Source organism: Pseudomonas meliae (genome assembly GCF_001400515.1).
GTDB classification, from domain to species: Bacteria; Pseudomonadota; Gammaproteobacteria; order Pseudomonadales; family Pseudomonadaceae; genus Aquipseudomonas; species Aquipseudomonas amygdali.
Genome location: NZ_LJQT01000145.1, coordinates 1 through 17,580, shown reverse-complemented (window position 1 = coordinate 17,580; position 17,580 = coordinate 1). Strand labels below are relative to the sequence as shown.

Annotated in this window: 15 protein-coding genes and 1 pseudogene; all 16 read left to right on the top strand. The window is 59.1% G+C overall.

The annotated features are described in order from the left end of the window. The first annotated feature begins 47 nt into the window (after positions 1–47). Positions 48–677 (top strand): DUF1780 domain-containing protein, encoded by a 630-nt coding sequence (locus tag ALO64_RS06550; protein ID WP_003430735.1) that lies wholly within the window; start codon positions 48–50, stop codon positions 675–677. After that, complete coding sequence (locus ALO64_RS06545; protein ID WP_044344948.1) at positions 674–1,207, top strand: MOSC domain-containing protein; 534 nt, start codon at positions 674–676, stop codon at positions 1,205–1,207. Before ALO64_RS06550 ends, ALO64_RS06545 begins: the two co-directional genes overlap by 4 nt. A gap of 217 nt (positions 1,208–1,424) precedes the next feature. Next, entirely contained in the window at positions 1,425–2,723 is a 1,299-nt protein-coding gene (locus ALO64_RS06540) for an NAD(P)/FAD-dependent oxidoreductase (protein WP_044344947.1), read from the top strand. Positions 2,724–3,115: 392 nt separating this feature from the next. After that, positions 3,116–4,333: a methyl-accepting chemotaxis protein gene (locus tag ALO64_RS06535; RefSeq protein ID WP_082303462.1), complete on the top strand. Its 1,218-nt coding sequence runs from the start codon at positions 3,116–3,118 to the stop codon at positions 4,331–4,333. Between the two features lie 9 nt (positions 4,334–4,342). Then, positions 4,343–4,711: a response regulator gene (locus tag ALO64_RS06530; protein WP_044344946.1), complete on the top strand. Its 369-nt coding sequence runs from the start codon at positions 4,343–4,345 to the stop codon at positions 4,709–4,711. A gap of 23 nt (positions 4,712–4,734) precedes the next feature. Then, positions 4,735–5,025 (top strand): STAS domain-containing protein, encoded by a 291-nt coding sequence (locus ALO64_RS06525; protein WP_005732323.1) that lies wholly within the window; start codon positions 4,735–4,737, stop codon positions 5,023–5,025. Positions 5,026–5,071: 46 nt separating this feature from the next. Then, complete coding sequence (locus tag ALO64_RS06520) at positions 5,072–7,171, top strand: chemotaxis protein CheA (RefSeq protein ID WP_044344945.1); 2,100 nt, start codon at positions 5,072–5,074, stop codon at positions 7,169–7,171. 30 nt (positions 7,172–7,201) lie between these two features. Further along, positions 7,202–8,858 (top strand): annotated as a pseudogene (locus tag ALO64_RS06515) (methyl-accepting chemotaxis protein). A gap of 50 nt (positions 8,859–8,908) precedes the next feature. Then, positions 8,909–9,448 (top strand): chemotaxis protein CheW, encoded by a 540-nt coding sequence (locus ALO64_RS06510; RefSeq protein WP_002553202.1) that lies wholly within the window; start codon positions 8,909–8,911, stop codon positions 9,446–9,448. Positions 9,449–9,457: 9 nt separating this feature from the next. Next, a complete protein-coding gene (locus ALO64_RS06505; RefSeq protein ID WP_044344944.1) occupies positions 9,458–10,267 on the top strand; it encodes a CheR family methyltransferase in 810 nt (269 codons plus the stop codon). Beyond that, positions 10,264–10,797, top strand: coding sequence for a chemoreceptor glutamine deamidase CheD (gene cheD, locus ALO64_RS06500; RefSeq protein WP_002553200.1), 534 nt, complete (start codon positions 10,264–10,266; stop codon positions 10,795–10,797). The genes ALO64_RS06505 and cheD overlap by 4 nt, the downstream gene beginning before the upstream one ends. Beyond that, positions 10,760–11,836, top strand: a complete 1,077-nt coding sequence (locus tag ALO64_RS06495) for a protein-glutamate methylesterase/protein-glutamine glutaminase (protein WP_005732319.1) — start codon at positions 10,760–10,762, stop codon at positions 11,834–11,836. Before cheD ends, ALO64_RS06495 begins: the two co-directional genes overlap by 38 nt. 199 nt (positions 11,837–12,035) lie before the next feature. Continuing rightward, positions 12,036–13,769 (top strand): DEAD/DEAH box helicase, encoded by a 1,734-nt coding sequence (locus tag ALO64_RS06490; RefSeq protein WP_005732318.1) that lies wholly within the window; start codon positions 12,036–12,038, stop codon positions 13,767–13,769. After that, entirely contained in the window at positions 13,766–15,748 is a 1,983-nt protein-coding gene (locus ALO64_RS06485) for a 3'-5' exonuclease (RefSeq protein ID WP_005732317.1), read from the top strand. The genes ALO64_RS06490 and ALO64_RS06485 overlap by 4 nt, the downstream gene beginning before the upstream one ends. Positions 15,749–15,805: 57 nt before the next feature. Beyond that, entirely contained in the window at positions 15,806–16,819 is a 1,014-nt protein-coding gene (locus ALO64_RS06480) for a LacI family DNA-binding transcriptional regulator (protein ID WP_005732316.1), read from the top strand. Positions 16,820–17,076: 257 nt separating this feature from the next. Beyond that, on the top strand, positions 17,077–17,580 hold a 504-nt coding region (locus ALO64_RS06475), incomplete at its 3' end, for a substrate-binding domain-containing protein (RefSeq protein ID WP_157058637.1).

Sequence of the window (17,580 nt, the reverse complement as noted above, 5' to 3'; positions counted from 1 at the left end):
CTCTCCAAAAAAATGGGCTTTTTCAGAGGATGCCTAAGCTTGGCCCTATGGATGACTCAGACTACCTACGCCTGTTGACGATCCAGGCCGAACAAGCCAACGCCTTTCTTTCCAATGCGCGGAAGTGGGAGCGTGAGCGTTGGGTTTGTCAGCGCCTGTTGCAGGGGCTGAACATTGCGCATCGCAATGAGGACTTCACGCCGGCCACTCAGGAGCCGCCGGATGTGCTGTTTCGTGACGGGCGTTTCGAGGTGTTTTTTGTGCTCGATGAGGGCCGTCGTCTCAATGATGAGTGGCGCGAGGAGCTGGCGCGACGACGTAGCGCTTTTTCGTTGAGCCAACTGGTACGTCGGGAAGCCAAGCCTAAACGGATTCCTGCCTCTGAACTGCTGCACCGACTCGCCCCTACCCTGCGCAAGAAATCCACCAATTATCGCGAACGCGGCATTGACCTGGGCGGGCTGGATATCATCGCCTTCGCCAGCCTCAAGCGCGAGGTGCTGGACCTCAACAGCCACTTTCCGCCACCGACCGAGTACCTGCGTCAGGGCTGGCGTTCGTTGTCGCTGGTGGGGCCGACCTTTGCTCGGGTATTGTTCGCGCATCCGGGCGCTCCGGACTTTTTGCGTACCAACCTGGGCCGCAGTGTCGTTTTCGATGTTGGAATCAGCTTATGAGCCCCTTGCAGGAACTGCTGGCCGATGTGCCTCAACAAGGCCGTGTGCGCTGGATTGGTGTGCGTCCGGAGTCGCGGGTCGAGATGATCGAACTGGACGCGGTGGAAGCGCGGCGCGAAGCGGGGCTGACCGGCGATCATTCGCGACCTGGCCCGCGCAATGCACGGCAGGTGACGTTGATCCAGTGGGAGCATCTGGCGGTGGTCGGCTCATTGCTGAACCGCTCTGCGGATAACCCCATCGTGCCGCAGGACTTGCGGCGTAATCTGGTGATCAGCCGCATCAATCTGTTCAGCCTGAAAAACCGACGCTTTCGCATCGGCCAGGCGATTTTTGAAACCACGGGCTGGTGCCAGCCTTGTGCGCGGCTGGAACAGCGCCTTGGTCGCGGAACCTTTCAGGCGGTGCGTGGGCATGGCGGAATCACTGCGCGAGTGTTACAAAGCGGCATCATCCGCCTGGACGATGTGTTGCAGGCCGAGCCGCTGGAAATCACTGATCCCTGGCCCCCTGCCCGTCAGCACGCTTGAGACAACGCATAAATTGAGCAGCCACCTGAACCCGGAACCGCAAAGGTGTGTCGAAGAGTACCTTCAGGCAAACCGGCATCCAGTCGAGCGCAGGTCGCTCCTGATCCCGGTGTTGCCGTGATGAACCCATTTATCGAGCCTTCTGACGCTATGAGCTGCCTTGCGCTCGCGAAGATCAGGCTCCCCGCGAATTCCTTAAACCTTCCGAGTAATCCTTATGACGCATCGTATTGTTATCGTTGGCGGCGGCGCTGGCGGTCTGGAGCTGGCGACCAGCCTGGGTAAAACCCTGGGCAAGAAAGGCACGGCCAATGTCACGCTGGTCGACGCCAACCTGACGCATATCTGGAAACCGCTGTTGCACGAGGTCGCGGCGGGTTCTCTCAACTCGTATGAAGACGAGCTGAACTACGTGGCTCAGGCCAAGTGGAACAACTTTCAGTTTCAGCTCGGGCGCATGACCGGGCTGGATCGCGCCAGTCGCCAGATTCACCTGGCCGAGACGCTGGATGAAAACGGTGCCGAACTGGTTCCGGCACGCAGCCTGGGTTACGACTCGCTGGTCATCGCCGTGGGCAGCACCACCAACGACTTCGGCACCACGGGCGCGGCGGAACATTGCCTGTTTCTCGACAGCCGCAAACAGGCCGAGCGTTTCCACCAGCAACTGCTCAACCACTACCTGCGCGCCCACGCCGGTCAGGCTGACAGTGCTCAGGAAATCACCGTGGCCATCGTTGGCGCAGGTGCGACTGGTGTTGAACTGGCGGCAGAACTGCACAACGCGGCGCACGAGCTGGCGGCTTACGGGCTGGGCCAGATCAAGCCGGAAAACCTGCGCATTACCGTGATCGAAGCCGGGCCTAGGGTGCTGCCCGCATTGCCAGAGCGTATCGGCGCGCCTGTGCACAAGACACTGGAAAAACTTGGCGTGACGGTGCTGACCAATGCCGCGGTGAGCGAAGTGATCGCCGACGGCTTGATCACGGCCAGCGGGCAGGTCATTCCGGCCAGTTTGAAAGTCTGGGCGGCAGGTATTCGTGCCCCGGCGTTTCTGCATGAGCTGGATGGGCTGGAGAGCAACCGGATCAATCAGTTGCAAGTGCTGCCGACGCTGCAAACCACCCGTGACGAGAATATTTTCGCCTTCGGTGACTGCGCCGCCTGCCCGCAAAAAGGCACCGACCGCAACGTCCCGCCACGCGCTCAGGCTGCTCATCAGCAGGCGTCGTTGCTGGCAAAATCGCTGCGCCTGCGGATCGAAGGCAAGACCTTGCCGGAGTACACCTACAAGGACTACGGATCGCTGATCTCGCTGTCGAGCTTCTCGGCAGTCGGCAATCTGATGGGTAACCTGATGGGCAGCGTAATGCTTGAAGGCTGGCTGGCGCGGATGTTCTATGTGTCGCTGTATCGCATGCACCAGATGGCGCTGTACGGCACCTTCCGCACCCTGATGCTGATGCTGGGCAGCAAGATCGGCAAAGGCACCGAGCCACGGATGAAGCTGCACTAAGGCCCGCCAGCCGAGAGGCGTGCGGGAACACACCATCGTGCCCATGCTTCGCGTGGGCATGCCCTTCTGGACGCTCTGCGTCCTCTCTTGAGAAGTGACCTGTGCGGCGCAGAACTTGCGACGCAGAGCGTCATGAAATTCATTCCCACGCTGGAGCGTGAGGAACGAGAGGCGTGCGGGGAGAACACTATCGTCATGCCGCTCTGGACGCTCTTGAGTGCATCTCGCTCTACACTGACTTGCAGTGCCCTGAATACCCGCTATTTTTAATCTGACCGGGCTCTGCGCGATGCGATCGGACGGAAGGCGCTCGTACAGATATCAAGTTCGTCTGCACCGCGCAGATAACCATTGAGTCGTGTACAACGCTGCACTGTTCAGGGATCGAACCCATGATGTCGAATCATTCCAGCAGTAATCCTGCGCAAAACCGTCCACGTTTCATCTGGTTTTCTCTGATTCCCGTCATACCTGCCGCTGCCTGGATCCTCACGCAATCCGGGACGAGTACGACCAATCTGGTCGCTTGCGCAGCACTGCTCGCTATCGGTCTGGGTGCCTGTGCACTGGCTGCCCGCACCCAACAGAACGACGTGCATCGGGCTGTTGCTCAAGCTCTGGACCATCACCAGGCACATAACGCTCAAACCAGCGCCATGGCCTCCCATGCCCAGCTCAACGAAGTCTTTCTCGGTGCCATGCCGATCTGGGCCAAGCAGGTCGAAAGCTCGCGCCAGCAAACCGAAAACGCCATTGTCGAGCTGAGCAGCCGCTTCATGGGAATTTCCGAACGCCTGCAGGAAACCGTGCAGGCCTCGCAACACGCTGCCGGTGAGCTGGACGGTCAGAATGCCGATGGCGCTCTGAAAGTCCTGTCCCAGAGTGACAGCGAGCTGAGCCAGGTGATTGACTCCCTTAAAGCCACCCAAGCCAGCCGCGACCAGACGCTCTCTCAGGTTCGCAGCCTGACCGCCTACACAGGCGAGTTGCGCACCATGGCCGCGGACGTCGCAGCGATTGCTGCACAGACCAACCTGCTGGCCCTTAACGCCGCGATTGAAGCGGCGCGCGCAGGTGAAGCCGGCCGTGGTTTTGCCGTGGTCGCCGACGCGGTGCGCAGCCTGTCGAGCAAGTCCAGCGAAACCGGTCAGCAGATGTCGGCCAAGGTCGACATCATCAACAATGCCATCACGCAACTGGTGCAGGCCGCCTCCAGCGGTGCTGATCAGGACAGCCATTCGGTGGCAGCTTCCGAGCAAAGCATCCAGAACGTCCTGGAGCGTTTCCAGAGCATTACCGGTCGCCTGGCCGAATCCGCCGACCTGCTCAAGCAGGAAAGCTACGGTATTCGCGACGAAATGACCGAAGTCCTTGTGAACCTGCAGTTTCAGGACCGGGTCAGCCAGATTCTCGCTCACGTACGCGACAACATCGACTCTTTGCACGCGCATCTGTTGCAAGCCAGCCAGTCTCCCGATGAGGCCGTCGCCATCGACGCCCGGCAATGGCTGGCGCGCATGGAGTCCACCTACGCGACCGACGAGCAACGCCGCACTCACCGCGGCGAATCGGCAGCACAGCAGAATTCGCAGGAAATCACGTTTTTCTAGGAGTAGATCATGCCTAAGAGTGTATTGGTGGTCGACGATTCAAGCAGTGTCCGGCAGGTTGTCGGCATCGCGCTGAAAAGTGCCGGATACGACGTTATCGAGGCCTGCGATGGCAAAGATGCACTGGGCAAGCTGACCGGGCAGAAAGTGCACCTGATCATCAGCGACGTGAACATGCCAAACATGGATGGCATCACGTTCGTCAAGGAAGTGAAGAAGCTGGCCAGTTACAAGTTCACGCCGATCATCATGCTGACCACCGAGTCCCAGGAATCGAAAAAGGCTGAAGGTCAGGCGGCAGGTGCCAAGGCGTGGGTCGTCAAACCGTTCCAGCCAGCGCAAATGCTCGCAGCGGTTTCCAAGCTGATCCTGCCCTGAGATCAAGGGCCATGGAGGCCAGCATGCCAACCCCAGACGACAATCAGGCTGACGCCACCCGCGTGCAGATCGACGGCGAACTGACGATCTACACCGTGACCGAACTCGCCGCCCGTTTGCTGCCACAGATCACTGGTGCGGCGCGAGTGGAAGTCGACTTGTCGCAAGTTACCGAGATGGACGGTGCCGGCCTGCAATTGCTGGCAGTCATCCAGCGCGAAGCCGGCAAGACCGGGACCTCGCTGCGCATGACCGGGCAAAGCAAGGCAGTCACCGAAACCTTCGAGTTATGTAATCCCGGTGTCGTGCTGTAGCGCGTCCATTTGCATTATTGCCGAGTGATCGATCAAGGAAGTCATCGTGAGTATTAATCTCGATCAGGCACAGCAGACGTTCATCGTTGAAGCGCGTGAGCTTTTGCAGGCCATGGAGGAATCCCTCCTGCAACTCGAAAGCGAACCCGGCGATCAGGACGCGATTGGCGCAGTGTTCCGCGCAGCGCACACCATCAAGGGGTCTGCCGGGCTATTCGGGCTGACGCCTATCGTCAGCTTTACCCACATCGTTGAAGACGTGCTCGACCGCCTGCGTGAAGGCAGCGTGTCGGTGGACGCCGGGCTGATCGCGGTGTTGCTCAAGTCCGGCGATCACATGCTTGAATTGATCGATGTAGTAGCCAGCCGTGGCCAGCCATTGCAGCCGCCCGCTCTGGAACGCGAAGCGGCGCTGCGTCAGGCGTTACAGGTCTATCAGGCACCAGGCAATGCCCAACCTGCTGACGAGGCGCGAGCGCCGAGTGTGATCGATGAACAGCCTGCCGAAGTGCTATGGCATATCTCGCTGCGCTTTGGCGTGGATGTGTTTCGCAACGGCATGGACCCGCTATCGTTCCTGCGTTACCTCAATACCCTGGGGCAAATGGTTCAGGTCACCACCGTCACCGACAGCATCCCGGCGCTGGAAGCGTGGGACCCGGGATCCTGCCACCTGGGCTTCGAGATCGATTTTCGCTCGTCTGCCGGCCATGCCGCGATCAACGAAGTGTTCGACTTCGTGCGGGAAGACTGCGCCGTAGAAATCACCTTGATGAGCGAGACAGCAGACCACGTCGAGCCTGCTGGCACAGAGCTGGTCTCGCAAACCGAACACAGCCCAGCGGTTGCCAGCGGCGAACTGCTGGGTGACCAGCGTGCCGTGCCGCGTACGCCTGCTGCGGCAACAGCTGTAGAACGCCCTTCTTCGGCCAGCGAGCAGAAAAACAAGGACGGCCGTTATGTGCGCGTCAATGCCGACAAGCTTGATGAGCTGATCAACCTGGTCGGCGAACTGGTCATTGCCAGCGCCGGGGCCAGCCTGCTGGCCCGTTCGTGCGACAACGACCCGCTTCAGGAAGCCAGCTCGACCGTGTCAGGGCTGGTCGAGCAAATTCTGGATGGCGCGCTGCACCTGCGCATGATCCCCATCGGCGACACCTTCAATCGTTTCCGCCGCGTAGTACGCGATGTCAGCCAGGAGCTGGGCAAGGACATCGATCTGATTATCAACGGTGCGGAAACAGAGCTGGACAAGACCGTTGTCGAAAAGATCGGCGACCCGCTCATGCACCTGCTGCGCAATTCCATGGACCACGGCATCGAAAGCGCCGAAGCACGTCACGCGGCAGGCAAGCCGGCAAAAGGTCATTTGAGCCTTAATGCGTACCACGACTCCGGCAGCATCGTCATTGAAATTGCCGACGACGGTGCGGGCCTGAACCGCGAGCGGATCCTCGACAAGGCCCAGCAGCGTGGGCTGGTTGCAGCGGGTGCGAGCCTCACCGATCAGGAGATCTACAATCTGATCTTCGAGCCCGGCTTTTCTACCGCCGAGGCCGTCACCAACCTGTCAGGGCGTGGTGTCGGCATGGATGTGGTGAAACGCAATATCACCTTGCTGCGCGGCACTGTGGACCTGGACAGCCAGCCCGGTCAGGGCACCATCGTGCGCATCCGCCTACCGCTGACGCTGGCGATCATCAACGGTTTTCTGGTCGGTATCGATCAGTCGACTTACGTCATCCCGCTGGACATGGTTCAGGAGTGCATCGAGCTGGACGAACAGAATCGTCACCTGACCCGCGACAGCGGCTACCTCGACCTGCGTGGCGAAGTGTTGCCGCTGGTCTACCTACGTGATCACTTCAATCATGAAGGCCCGGCTGCACGGCGCCAGAACGTGGTGGTGCGCTACGCCGAACACAAGGCCGGGTTGGTGGTAGATGACCTGCTCGGCGAGTTCCAGACCGTTATCAAACCGCTGGGCAAGCTGTTCGGCGCACTGCGCGGCATCAGCGGCTCGACGATTCTGGGCAGCGGTGCGGTGGCGTTGATTCTCGACATACCGGCCTTGCTCAACCAGATCGTCCAAATGGAAGCCCGCTCGACCCAGGCACCTCAAGCCCTATTGCCCACCTCTCGCTGACGGATTCGCAATTCCCAAGGAGTTACTTCAATGAAATGGTTTTACGATCTGAAGATTTCCACCAAGCTGATTACCTCGTTCCTGGTGGTTCTGGCGTTGACCGCGGCCATGGGAGTCTTTGCCATTATCCAGCTGGGCCAGGTCAACCAGGCCGCCCAGGACATCAAGTAAAACTGGATGCCGTCCATTCGCGCGGCGTCGGGCATGCGCTTTTACGCAGCCAACTTCCGGCTGAAGGAAAACCGCCACATTGCCGCCGACTCTGCCCAGGAAAAGGCGCAGATGAAGCTTGAAGCAGCAGAAGCGCGCAAACAGTTTGAAACGCGGCTGGCCACTTACGACAAGCTGATCGTCAGCGATCAGGACCGGCAGATGTTCAGTGCCGTGAGTACCTCTTGGTCCGCCTATCTGAAAGTCAGCGACAATCTGTTCGCTCTCTCCCGGCAGGGCCAGGAGGCCGAAGCGCGTGCCTTGCTGCGCGGCGAGTCCAAACTGCACTTCGACGAAGTCACCAACCAGTTGCAAAAGATGGTCGAGCTCAATGACGCCGGGGCGACTGCCGCTGGCGACAAAGGCACGAGCCTGTACGAAAGCGCGCGTATCTTGATCATTGCCGTGCTGGTTGCAGCCTTGCTGGTCGGTCTGGGTCTGGCGCTGTTCATTGCACGGATTATTTCTCGCCCATTGAAAGAGGCAGCGACTGCCGCCGAGCAACTGGCCGAGGGCAACCTGAACGCCCACATCGGGCACGGTTCCAAGGACGAAACCGGTATGGTGCTGAACGCCATGCGCAACATGGTCGGCAAGCTGTCACACATTATCGGCGAAGTGCGTAACGCCGCCGACAACCTGGCCAGCGCTTCGGAAGAAGTCAGCGCCACTGCGCAATCAATGAGCCAGGCCACCAGCGAACAGGCGGCCAGCGTCGAAGAGACCAGCGCGTCGGTCGAGCAGATGAGCGCCAGCATCAACCAGAACACCGAGAACGCCAAAGTCACCGATGGCATGGCCAGCAAGGCTGCCAAGGAAGCGACTGACGGCGGCGAATCGGTGCAGCAGACCGTCGTGGCGATGAAGAAAATCGCCCAACGCATCAGCATCATCGACGACATCGCTTACCAGACCAATCTGCTTGCCCTCAACGCGGCCATCGAAGCAGCCCGTGCGGGCGAACATGGCAAGGGCTTCGCGGTAGTGGCCGCCGAGGTGCGCAAGCTGCGCTGAACACAGCCAGGTCGCGGCTCAGGAGATTGGCGAGCTGTCGTCAAGCAGTGTGGAAATGGCCGAAAAGGCTGGCAAGCTGCTGGACGAAATGGTGCCGTCGATCAACAAGACGTCAGACCTTGTGCAGGAAATCAGCGCGGCGTCAGAGGAACAGGCTGCCGGTGTGGCGCAAATCAACACCGCCATGACCCAGCTCAATCAGGTCACCCAGCAGAACGCTTCAAGCAGCGAAGAACTGGCCGCCACCGCTGAAGAGATGAGCAGTCAGGCCGAACAGCTGCAACAGGCCATGAGCTTCTTCACCCTCGACGCATCGCCAAGGGCCGTCGCACAAGGCAGCCCTGTCGACGGCCGCAGCAGCCCGAACCGCCAGCCCCCGCGCCCACCGCAACAGGCTCCGCGCAAGGCGTTTGCGCAAAGCATGGCGGGCGCCCCGGACGAATCGGAATTCACTCGTTTCTGATGACTGGCTGCTGATTGCCGGCCTCGATAGCGATTCACAGGGAGAACGACATGGGCTCATTGGTCACGACTCGACAGACCGCCACGGCGGTCGAGGAAGAGGCGCAGTACCTGACTTTCATGCTCGGTGGCGAGATGTTCGCCATCGGCATTCTGGGCATCAAGGAAATCATCGAATACGGCAGCCTGACGGTGGTGCCGATGATGCCCGCCTTCGTGCGCGGGGTGATCAACCTGCGCGGCGCTGTAGTGCCCGTGGTTGATCTGTCGGCGCGCTTCGGGCGACAGAACTCGGACATCACCCGGCGCTCGTGCGTCATCATCATCGAGGCCAGCAGCGAGGACGGCCAGCCGCAGGACATCGGCCTGCTGGTCGATAACGTCTCGGCGGTGCTGGAAATACCGGCCTCGCAGATCGAACCGCCACCGAACTTCGGTGCGCGCATTCGTGCCGACTTCATCAGCGGCATGGCCAAGGTCGACGGCAAGTTCGTCATTGTCCTTGAGGTCGATCGGGTGTTGTCTATCGATGAAATGTCCAGCCTCGCCGAAGCAAGTCAGTCGCTGCCTTCCGACGCCGACGCGACGTGAGGCCTGCACATGCCTGATACAGCGTCGCTCACCGATCGCGAATTCGGCCAGTTCCAGGCCTGGTTGTACAGCGCTGCGGGCATCAAACTGACGCTGGCCAAGAAAGCGCTGGTCGTCGGCCGTCTGTTCAAGCGTCTCAAGCACTACGAGCTGGACAACTATGGCGAGTATTTCAAGCTGATCATGAACGATCAGCGCAACGGCGAGCTGCAAGTGGCGCTGGACCTGCTGACCACCAACGAAACGTACTTCTTTCGCGAACCCAAGCATTTTGATTTTCTGCGCCAGCAGGTGCTGCCCAAGGTAGCGCCGGGCAAGGTATTCAGGGTCTGGAGCGCCGCCAGTTCATCTGGCGAAGAGCCTTACAGCCTGGCAATGACGCTGGCGGAACAACTGGGCACCACGCCCTGGGAAGTGATCGGCTCGGACATCAGCACCCGCGTGCTGAGCAAGGCGCGCAGTGGGCATTACCCCATGGAACGCACCGAAACCCTGCCCCAACCGTTGTTGTTCAAATATTGCCTGAAGGGCGTTGGCCGTAAGGAAGGCACGTTTCTGATCGACAAATCGCTGCGCAGCCGGGTCAGCTTCGTGCAGGTCAACCTCAACGAGACCCTGCCCGATCTGGGTGAGTTCGACGTGATCTTTCTGCGCAACGTGATGATCTATTTCGATCAGGAAACCAAGAGCAAAGTCGTGGCGCGTTTATTACCGCGCCTCAAGTCCGGGGGGTATTTCATCATCAGTCATTCGGAAAGCCTCAACGGCATAAACGACACGCTGAAACTTGTCTCCCCTTCGATATACCGCAAGCCATGATCAAGCCCGTCGGCGTGGCCGAAATAGTCCTGGCTCCCGGCGAAGTGGTCTTCGAGACCCGGCCTGCGCGCTTGCGCACATTGTTGGGCTCGTGCGTAGCAATCACGTTCTGGCACCCGTGGCGGCGTATCGGTGGTATGTGCCACTTCATGCTGCCAGGACGTATTCGCAAGGGTCAGCCACTGGACGGCAAATACGCTGATGAAGCGATGGAGATGCTGATTAGCCATGCGCTGGCCAGCGGGACGCTTCCGGAGGAATATCAGGTCAAGCTGTTTGGCGGCGGCGAGATGTTTCCTGCGCAGCGCCACGACCAGCAGATGCACAACGTCGCAGATCGCAACATCAATGCGGCGCTGAAGCTGGCCGACCGGCATCGCCTGAAGCTGATGGCTCAGGACCTGGGCAGCACCGGTCATCGCAACATCATCTTCGACCTGTGGAACGGAAACGTATGGGTCAGGCACCAACCAATGGAAGCAATCGAAAAAGATGCCAAACAAAAAAATCAGCGTATTGCTGGTCGATGATTCGGCCGTCGTTCGCCAGGTACTCGTGGCCATTCTCAACGACACCCCCGATATTCATGTCATGGGCGCGGCGTCGGACCCGATATTCGCCATGGCCAAGCTGGCTCAGGAATGGCCGGACGTCATCGTGCTGGACGTGGAAATGCCCCGCATGGACGGCATCACCTTTCTCAAGAAGATCATGAGCGAACGGCCGACGCCAGTGGTGATCTGCTCGTCGCTGACCCAGAAAGGCGCAGAAACTTCGTTGCAGGCGCTGTCTGCCGGGGCGGTGGAAATCATCACCAAACCTACCACCGGCCTGAAGAACTTCCTCATTGATTCAGCCGCCGAGCTGGTAGCGGCAGTCCGCGCAGCGGCGAACTCCAACGTTAAAAACCTTGGCAAGCGCACGGCTCCGCCCGTTCTGGCCCCGGCAAGCAAACTCACCGCAGACGCCATTTTGCCTGCTGCCAACGGCCATGCCATGGCGCATACCACTGAACGCATTGTGGCCATCGGCACCTCGACCGGTGGCACCCAGGCACTGGAAGCGGTGCTGACGGCCCTGCCCCGCGTCTGTCCCGGCATGGTCATCGTCCAGCACATGCCGGAAAAATTCACCGCATCGTTCGCCGAACGCCTGAACAGTCTGAGTCAGATCGAGGTGCGCGAGGCCAGAAACAACGACCGCATCCTGCCCGGCCTCGCGTTGATCGCCCCCGGCGGCAAACACATGATGGTCACGCGCAGCGGCGCCTACTACCACGTCCAGGTCATCGACGGCCCGCTGGTCAACCGCCATCGTCCTTCGGTGGACGTGCTGTTTCGTTCGGTGGCCAAATTCGCCGGCAAGAATGCTACGGGCATCATCATGACCGGCATGGGCGACGACGGCGCACGCGGTTTAAAGGAGATGCTTGATGCCGGAAGCTCGACAGTGGCTCAGGATGAAGCCAGTTGCGTCGTATTCGGCATGCCCAAGGAAGCCATCAAACTGAATGCTGCGCAGAGGATCATGCCGCTGCAGGAAATTCATCAGGCGATATTGCACCGATGAGATTGGAGGAGCGCCCTGGCTTGGGAACATATCAAGTTCAGGTTCGCCCGCATCATCGTGAAGACAGGCCGCGCTTCGCCGGCGCCTCTGCCAGGCGGTTCGATACCGGCAAGGGATGTGCAGCGCCTGACTCCCATCCGCCACACATATTATGTAACACTGCCTGCCCACGCCCCGGTCGATAAGGATTTTCACCGCCATGCCTGGACAGCATCCGCTGATTCAAAAACTGTATGAGTTCGTTTATGCAGAGCAGGCTGCCAACCTGCAGAAACTGAACGAGGTATGGGAGCGCCCGCTGCCAGAGAAACTGCTGCAAGGCTGGACACAGGGCTTCGCCCGGCTGGAGCGCAGCGAAAAACCCGGGCAAATATGGGCCTACCTGGGCGAAAACGAGTCACGCTTTCGTGCTGGGGACTTGCTGCGCGTGCATCTGGGTAATGCTCAGGGTCCGCTGTTGTGTCAGGGCATGAAGTTTGAGAAGGAAGAGGACGACCGCTGGCTGCTCAGCTCGGACAGGGCGATGCTCATCTGGGAGAGCTATCAGGAAGGTGTCTGTTACGCAGACCCTGATGGTATGGACCTGACTCCGAAATACATTCAGGCCTTGCAAGACATCGAGATCGACGCACAGGGACACAATACAATATTGCCTTTGCTCGGCGATGCGCCCGATATCGGTTTCAACGACCCGGACGTCGAGTACGGCGAACAGATCGCACGCCAGGAAGGCTGCAACGATAAACAGGCTGAAGCCGTTGGCCTTGCCTTGGGCGCGGAGCAGATTGCCTGTATTCAAGGGCCACCGGGTACCGGCAAGACCCGAGCGCTGGCATTGATCGCTCAGTTGCTGGTTGCCAGGGGCGAACGGGTGTTCGTCACTTCGCATACTCATATGGCGATCAACAATGCCTTGAGCAAGATAGCTGCGCGCAATGTGCCGACGCTCAAGGTGGGCGGCCGCCGTGAAGACCTCGACGAGCATGTAGACCTGAAAACCGACCCCGCCAACTGGGAGGGCTTTCCTGAATCGGGTCAGGGTTATGTGATAGGTGCCACGCCTTTCGCCACATGCAGCTCGTTGTCCAGGTACAGTTTCGATACGGTCATCTTCGATGAGGCCAGTCAGATCACCGTGCCTCTCGCCCTGATGGCAATGCGCAAGGGCAAACGATTCATTTTTATCGGCGACCAGAAACAGCTGCCTCCTGTACTGCTTTCACGCTCGATTCTGTCCAAGGAATCCATGTCGGTGTTCGCACGTCTGACAGCTCAAGACACTGATCATACGGTGATGCTGGAAGAAACTTACCGGATGAATCGCTGGCTGACCGAATGGCCCAGCCAGATGTACTACGACGGGCAATTACGGGCCGCAGGTCGAAATACAGACCGTCGATTGCGGGCCAGTCCTGATGGGGCGGTCAGCGAAGCGCTTGATCCGCAAGCCTGCGCTGTTTTTATCGCAACGCAGGACTCAAAGGCTCGAAACCGCAACCCGGCAGACGCACAGTGCGTCGTTCAACTGTGCATTGAAGCGCACAGGCTGGGTCTGCCGCTGCACGAAATCGGCATCGTGACGCCTTACCGCGCTCAGGGGCGGACGATTCGCCAGGCGCTCGCAAAGCAGTTCGGTCGTCCAGCCGCGGACACAATAGTTGCTGACACCGTCGAGCGCATGCAGGGCCAGGAGCGCGAGCTGGTCATCCTGTCCCTGGCCAGCGGCGACGAGACATTTATCAGTGCCATTGGAGAGTTCTTTTTCCAGCCCGAGCGGCTGAACGTTTCTATTACTCGCGCCATGACCAAGCTGATCATTATCGGCCCGCAGCTGAAGCACGGAATTGTCTGCGCAAGCGAAGCAGCGCAGGTGTGGGCCGAACAATACCGACAGCTGATCAGCCAATGCCACAAGGTCGAGTTTGCGCAATGACCCTGTTCATACCTGAATGGCAACGCAGCAGCGGCTCGCAGCTTCAGTGCAAACGGGTGCTCAAGAAACTCGACGGTGATTACGTCGTTCGCAAATGTATCGCACAAGACACTTGGTCCCCGGACTTCTTCCTGCAACGCGGCGAGCTGGAATGGCTGGCATTGATGATCTGCGAGCTCCCGTTCGACACACTGGATCCAGGCCAGCTATTTGTGACTGCAGAGCAGACAGTTTTCAGTCAGATGCTGGAAAAACTGTCAGCGTTTGAGGCTCGGGCGAATATCCCTGCCCTCCGTAAGCTGGTCGTAATGTGGGGGTGCGATTCGGATCAGAGCAAAGCCTTGTGGACACGGCATTGCGAAGGCCGTGGCATATGGCTGATGTCGAAGAAGACCTTCATCGAGTCCGGTGCAGAGCAGTTGCCGAAGCTGCTCAAAGCCCTTTCCCAGAACGACAGACAAGCCATTATGGGCTATTACTTTCCCGAGGCCGAAGTAGCCGGGATCCGCACCACGCGCCGGCAGTTCGTCCGCGACAATAGCGCCCGGACCTCACGCTATTTTCTGGACACTCAGCAGGAATGGGCGAGCAAGCTTGATCTGGAGCTTCCTGACGAGCAGACAGAACTGGCAGGTGATTTTTCTGTGCGGCTGATAAATGGCGTAGCGGGCAGTGGCAAAACACTTATCGCTGCAAACCGAGCTTTTATCCTCGCAAGAAAATACCCCGATCAACACGTGCTCATGCTTATTCATAACGTGCCCGTGGTCAAAGATCTCAAGCATCGCCTGCAACGCGTACATGGTGAGATCCCGGCGAATCTCACCATCATCACCGCACTGGGCTGGATCTCAAAGCAGTGGCGCACACTGTTCAAAACGAACCCGAAAATGCCTGATTACAACAAGGAAGTCACAGGCCTCATCCAGTATTTTAGAGCCCTTGAACACCCCGACCTGAAGCCGGATAACGCGTTATTGCTCGATGAGTTCAACTTCATCAATGACACTGTGGTAGCCGATGAGGCTGATTACCTGAAGGTCGAACGCGCAGGTCAGGGCTTTGCGTTGCGCAAAGAGGAACGGCAACAGGTCTGGGCGCTGTACGAGCGTGTAACCGCTGCGTTGCTGAAACAGTCAGGCCTGCGGTTATGGAGCGCTCTGCCCCGTGATTTGTGCCTGGCCAATCGTCCAGACAAGCTCGCCCCTTATCAGCACATTCTGGTGGACGAGGCTCAGTTCTTCGCGCCGTCGTGGTTTCAGTTGATCAAACTCACACTGGAAAAAACCGAGGGCACACTGTTTCTGTGTGCCGACCCTAATCAGGGTTTTCTGAAGAGTCGTCTTAGCTGGAAACGGGTCGGTCTTGATGTGGCAGGCAAGACCAAAAAGCTGCGCAAGTCCTATCGTACGACTCAGGCCATTCTGAGCGCAGCCAATCAGATGCTGGCTGGCATTACCCAGACCGATCCGGACGATTATCTACAGCCCGATTTCGAAGGCATGGACGCAGGCACACCTCCGCTTTTTGTCTTGTCACCTTCATCCCAGGATGCGGTTGCACAGGCCAGCAATGAGATTGCGGATCATCAGCAACGCTTCGAATTGGCGCTGTCGGGAATGTTGCTCTTGTACGGCAAGGGAGCTGACAAAACATTATTGATAAAAACGCTGAAGGCGCGTTTTGGCACAGACCGGATCTGGGACATGAACGACAAGAACTCAATGCCCACCCATGATGAAAGCCTGCGCATTGCCACTGTGGAGAGTGCTACCGGGCTTGAAGCCAACGTCGTGTTTCTGGTCGGTCTGGAAAAGCTGCTGGGGCGTACCGTTCAAAGCGGCAGCATCACCGAAGACGAGATTGAGCAGAATGCGCGAAAGCTCTACATGGCCATGACCCGCGCAGGTCAGCGCCTGGTCTTGATTTCGTCGACCCCCCTACCGGAAAAAATCGCCGGGCTGTTCAAGCACGCGTGAGAAGATACCTGCCTGCCCATTCACTACTTCGTTTTTCAGCCCACAAATCCGATCGCCATGACCAGACCCGTAACACTTCAGGATGTCGCCAACCATGCCGGCCTTTCCAAGGCTGCGGTGTCGCGCTACCTGAATCGAAGTATCAGCCTGCCGCCGGAAACCGCGAAACGTATCGACACGGCGATCAAGGCGCTGGACTACCGGGGCAACAGTCTGGCCCGACGCCTGAGCAAAGGCGGCAGTGAAACCATCGGTCTGGTGCTGCCGGACATTGCCAACCCGTTTTTTGCCGAGCTGGCAGACGCGGCCGAAGAAGAGGCGTCCGCCAACGGGTATAACCTGGTGCTGTGTGTCACCCGCAACCTGCTTGAACGTGAAAGCACCTTTGTGCGCTGGCTGGATTCACGTAACGTCGATGGCTTGCTACTGGTCAGCAACCGTCCGGACGACGGCACGCTGGCCAGTCAGTTGGCGAGCTACCGCAATATCATTCTGCTCGACGAAGACGTTCCCGGCACGTCGCAGCCCAAAGTGTTCGCCGACAACCATCAGGGTGGTCGCCTGGCGACTGAGTATCTGATCCGCCATGGCCATCGACGCATCGCTCATGTGTCCGGGCCGTCGGCCTTGATGAGTGCCCGCGAGCGCTATGCCGGCTACCGGGAAGCGCTGACGCTGGCGGGCATCGCAGAGGTGCCGGAATGCCTGTGCTTTGGAGATTACAGCCGTGAGTTCGGGCGTATCGCAACCGCTCAGTTGCTCACCCTGCCCCACCCTCCGGAGGCGATTTTCGCCGCCAGTGACTTCATCGCTCTGGGCGTGCTCGATGTCCTGCGTGAGCGCAATATCAGCGTGCCCGGCGCCATGTCGCTGGTGGGGTTCGACGACGCCGTGTATGCCAGTCTGCTGACCCCACCGCTGTGTACCATCCGCCAGTCCTCCAGGGAGCTTGGCCGTCTCGGCGTAGCGCAATTGCTGCAGCGCATGGCGGGCGGCGACTGTACACAGGACGTCGTGCGCGTACCCGTAGAGTTGGTCTGCCGGGGCACGGTAGCAACTCGCAGTGACTGATTGCGGGGCAACCAGTAACACCCGGCCTTAAATCGGTGCACTGCCATCGGCATCCTGAAAAGCCGATGATTGCGGAAAACTTTGGCGCATCAAGGACGTACGGTGACTGGCCGACATCGTGAAAAAAATGGCACACAATCTGCTTTCTCCAGTTCTCAAACCTGAAGACAAAGCTCATTTGTCTTTTTTTGAAACGGCTGGTAAACCGGTTTACCGATCTGATTTGCCGCACCGGCAAACAGACTAGGAGGATGGCAATGCTGCGTTTTAGCAAGCGTTTCACCCTGACCCTCGGCGCTGTTCTGGCCTTGGCGTTGTCACCCATCATTCAGGCCCAGACCGGCAAACGTCTGGCTCTGGTACAGGTCAACCAGCAGGCGCTGTATTTCACCCAGATTACCCAGGGCGCACAGGCTGCGGCGAAAGCTGCCGGAGCAGAGCTGGTGGTGTTCAACGCCAACGACAATCCGTCAGCCCAGAACGACGCCATCGAGGCCTATATTCAGGACAAGGTCGACGCCATTCTGGTCTGCGCCATCGACGTCAACGGTATCAAACCTGCGGTCACCGCAGCTGCGCAGGCGGGAATCCCGGTGGTGGCAATCGACGCTGTGATTAATGGCGACAATGCCGTACAGGTCGGCGTGGATAACCGCGAGGCAGCCCGACAGATCGGCCAGTACACCGGCGAATACATCAACCGCGAACTGGCGGGCAAGGCCAGTATCGGCGTGGTCGGAGCCCTAGGGAGGCGCTGCAAA

Bases quoted from the DNA above. Each gene is read 5' to 3' on its own strand.
- ALO64_RS06485 (WP_005732317.1), top strand. From the start codon at position 13,766: ATGACCCTGTTCATACCTGAATGGCAACGCAGCAGCGGCTCGCAGCTT.
- ALO64_RS06545 (WP_044344948.1), top strand. From the start codon at position 674: ATGAGCCCCTTGCAGGAACTGCTGGCCGATGTGCCTCAACAAGGCCGT.
- ALO64_RS06490 (WP_005732318.1), top strand. From the start codon at position 12,036: ATGCCTGGACAGCATCCGCTGATTCAAAAACTGTATGAGTTCGTTTAT.
- ALO64_RS06535 (WP_082303462.1), top strand. From the start codon at position 3,116: ATGATGTCGAATCATTCCAGCAGTAATCCTGCGCAAAACCGTCCACGT.
- ALO64_RS06480 (WP_005732316.1), top strand. From the start codon at position 15,806: ATGACCAGACCCGTAACACTTCAGGATGTCGCCAACCATGCCGGCCTT.
- ALO64_RS06505 (WP_044344944.1), top strand. From the start codon at position 9,458: ATGCCTGATACAGCGTCGCTCACCGATCGCGAATTCGGCCAGTTCCAG.
- ALO64_RS06530 (WP_044344946.1), top strand. From the start codon at position 4,343: ATGCCTAAGAGTGTATTGGTGGTCGACGATTCAAGCAGTGTCCGGCAG.
- cheD (WP_002553200.1), top strand. From the start codon at position 10,264: ATGATCAAGCCCGTCGGCGTGGCCGAAATAGTCCTGGCTCCCGGCGAA.
- ALO64_RS06510 (WP_002553202.1), top strand. From the start codon at position 8,909: ATGGGCTCATTGGTCACGACTCGACAGACCGCCACGGCGGTCGAGGAA.
- ALO64_RS06550 (WP_003430735.1), top strand. From the start codon at position 48: ATGGATGACTCAGACTACCTACGCCTGTTGACGATCCAGGCCGAACAA.
- ALO64_RS06540 (WP_044344947.1), top strand. From the start codon at position 1,425: ATGACGCATCGTATTGTTATCGTTGGCGGCGGCGCTGGCGGTCTGGAG.
- ALO64_RS06495 (WP_005732319.1), top strand. From the start codon at position 10,760: ATGCCAAACAAAAAAATCAGCGTATTGCTGGTCGATGATTCGGCCGTC.
- ALO64_RS06525 (WP_005732323.1), top strand. From the start codon at position 4,735: ATGCCAACCCCAGACGACAATCAGGCTGACGCCACCCGCGTGCAGATC.